This window comes from Hymenobacter sp. AT01-02 (assembly GCF_000961955.2).
Classification (GTDB): domain Bacteria; phylum Bacteroidota; class Bacteroidia; order Cytophagales; family Hymenobacteraceae; genus Hymenobacter; species Hymenobacter mucosus.
Window position 1 is genome coordinate 1 of the sequence record NZ_JZIR02000135.1, and the last position, 2,501, is coordinate 2,501.

The window sequence follows — 2,501 nt, forward strand, 5'->3', positions numbered from 1 at the left end:
CTCTTGTTTCGAGCCCGGCAACGTCTGCACCAGTTTCTTCATCCTCACTTAGTTTGATTCCGCATGTCTGCCTTACCTCCCCTTCCGGAAGAAGACGAAGCTTGGACTGACCGGTTGCGCGCGTTGCAGCCGCTAGGCCCACCCCGAGCCCCGCCCATTCTTTTTTACCCGCCTGCAGGCTCGCCTCGACGCACGGCAGGCTCCGACGACGATGTTACCCGCATGGTTACGCCGTCCTGCCTACGCCTTATTTCTAGGTGCCCTGGTACTGGCGTTGAACGCCGACACGGCTGTAAGCAAGTCGGTGTCGCCGCCGACATCCAGTTCCAGTAGTTCGGCGGCTGGTAAGTGGTAAACAGGGCCTACCCCACGTGTCTTATCCCTGATATATGAGAAGTTTCATGGACAGTAAGAACATCCCACAGGTCGCATAGGTCGGTAGAAACTCTAAGAGCCTAAAGCCTGTGTTAACCTATTGAATGAATATGGTTCTGGATAGCTTCCTACTCTTGTTTGGGGCTCATTCACCTGCCTGTTCCTTATTTGATACTTCTAGGCAGGTGATGTTTGCCGTTCGCAGGCCATCCACATTGGGTGGAAGCTCAGGGCCAAGTTCGTAGCCTACCCGCAGCACTTGTCCGTTTACTTGCTGGCTTTGATAGCGTTGCCACACCGCGCCCACTGGCAGCACATGGTAGCGGTCGGCCAGTTGCAGTGTCGTGTGCAGGGCCGCGCAATTGGGTGCATCCCCATAGCTAGCGCATAAGCGCACTGTAACGAGCTCATTGCACCCAGTCATAGTGGGGGTAACATTCTGCTCGGCGGTACAGCTACTTAACCCCAGCGAGAACAGCAGGCTAATGCCTGTTAGGTGTAGATGAGCAAGTGATACCCGCATAGATAAGAAATAGAGCGAAAAAATACGTGGTGAGAAAAAGTAGCAGGACTGGTCGATGCCTCTTATTGGCGTCATTCTACCGGCAACCCAGCAAATAGTGACGTGCGAAACAGCAGGTCATTGCCCATCTCACCTGAAGAGCGCCGCTGCCACGCTTTAGTTGCATGGTTTCACAGAAAACAGCAGCTGCCAGGATGTAGGCTTCGTGAAGCCAGGGTGAACATAGTGAATGCACCGTATCCAATAGGGTGATGCTGATTCTTAGTTGACTTATCAAATACCGCTTATACTCGCCGTTAGTTAACGCGTGCTATTCTTATTCCTTATAATCCTGGACAATACACTAACCTCTACGGTAGCTGTGCACGCCCAAAGCAGGTTAGCCTCACTTAGGATAGAGGCCGCATTCCGCTTATCGGATATCCGCTAACCACGCACTTGCCACGTACCCAACTCGACCGTTCACAGCCACTTGGGTATACGATTTTTTACTTTGTCCGAGCACGTACACAGTTGCTTTTGGAGGGCAGTTGTAGAGCAACGTAGCATTCGGGCGGCCAGCTGCTCGCAGTGGGTACGTCACCGCTTTCCTGAACCTGGTTTGGTATAGGTAGTTCGGGTTAGCGACTGAATCTGCGGTAGGTTTCCATGTAACTCCTGCTGGCCGGTACCCTCCTGGCGCCTGCTGGCTTCTTGCTTGTAAAGAGGTGGGGGTAGCACGAGCTGACTGGAGCATAAATAAAGCAACAGCTACCCAACCCTGGCACTTCCTGATTACTGTGTACATGGCTTGTTTCTTGGCTTATTCTTTCGTGCTAACCCTGTGCACTGCTCACAGCGTCCTCAACGCCGAGTTGTGAATGATAGATTACTCTTTCTTAAGAGTGTCTGCTATATCTAGCTACTTATTGACATAGCCTTCGCCATCCAACCGAGGCTTGTACCTATGAGTTAATTCCTGTATAACCGTGCCAATCTAGCGCAAAATTGGCCTTTAGGCTCGTATGCTTCACCTCTTGTAGCAGTTGGTTGCGCAAGGACTCAATTGCTGGAACAAACCTACGTTGTGGCCGCCATTTCAGAAGATATCTGACGCACGACAGATCATGCTCGTACACAAGAACAGTTTTTCGTGGTAGGGATGACCAATCTACTCTGGAGCAAGGCTTTTGTGCCGTTTGGCCACGCATCCGGTGGTCAACGAGATGTCAGATTGCCTACTTCATAAACTTATATTTTGTCCTAAAAAATCTTTTAAACAAACAAAACCCACGTGTCTGTCGTCTTTACAGTAAGCCGCTTGATTCAGGAGCCCTCAGACTGGCTCTTCCCGTGCGAAAGTTGAAACCCGTACCACCCTCACTTTTTCTAACTATGAAAACGATTATTCTGTCTCTTGCTTTACTTACCGGTGCTACCGCCGCTGTACAAGCCCAAACCACCGGCGGTGGCACGCGCATTGGCCTCAAAGTGGGCGTGGTGGCTGCCTCCCTAGCTGGCGACGACAAAGACTTCCAAGGTGATGTTCAAAACCGCTTTGGCTTTCAGGCTGGCATTACAACCACGACGACCCTGGCGCGGGGGCTGTTTGAGTTGCATCCTG

At 51.5% G+C, this 2,501-nt stretch carries 2 protein-coding genes and 1 pseudogene; 2 read left to right on the plus strand and 1 reads right to left on the minus strand.

Features of this window, described 5'->3' with window-relative positions; translation table 11 throughout:
• Positions 1–63 precede the first annotated feature (63 nt).
• Positions 64–333, plus strand: a complete 270-nt coding sequence (locus tag VI25_RS24910; protein WP_152981744.1) for a hypothetical protein — start codon at positions 64–66, stop codon at positions 331–333.
• 187 nt (positions 334–520) lie between these two features.
• On the opposite strand, the gene VI25_RS21115 is transcribed toward VI25_RS24910, so the two are convergent.
• Positions 521–898, minus strand: a complete 378-nt coding sequence (locus tag VI25_RS21115) for a hypothetical protein (protein ID WP_055562836.1) — start codon at positions 896–898, stop codon at positions 521–523.
• Between the two features lie 1,374 nt (positions 899–2,272).
• On the opposite strand from VI25_RS21115, the pseudogene VI25_RS21120 reads away from it, so the two are divergent.
• A pseudogene (locus VI25_RS21120) lies at positions 2,273–2,501 on the plus strand (hypothetical protein); the annotation flags it as partial.

Coding starts and splice junctions, on each gene's coding strand:
- VI25_RS24910 (WP_152981744.1), top strand. CDS start 64: ATGTCTGCCTTACCTCCCCTTCCGGAAGAAGACGAAGCTTGGACTGAC.
- VI25_RS21115 (WP_055562836.1), bottom strand. CDS start 898: ATGCGGGTATCACTTGCTCATCTACACCTAACAGGCATTAGCCTGCTG.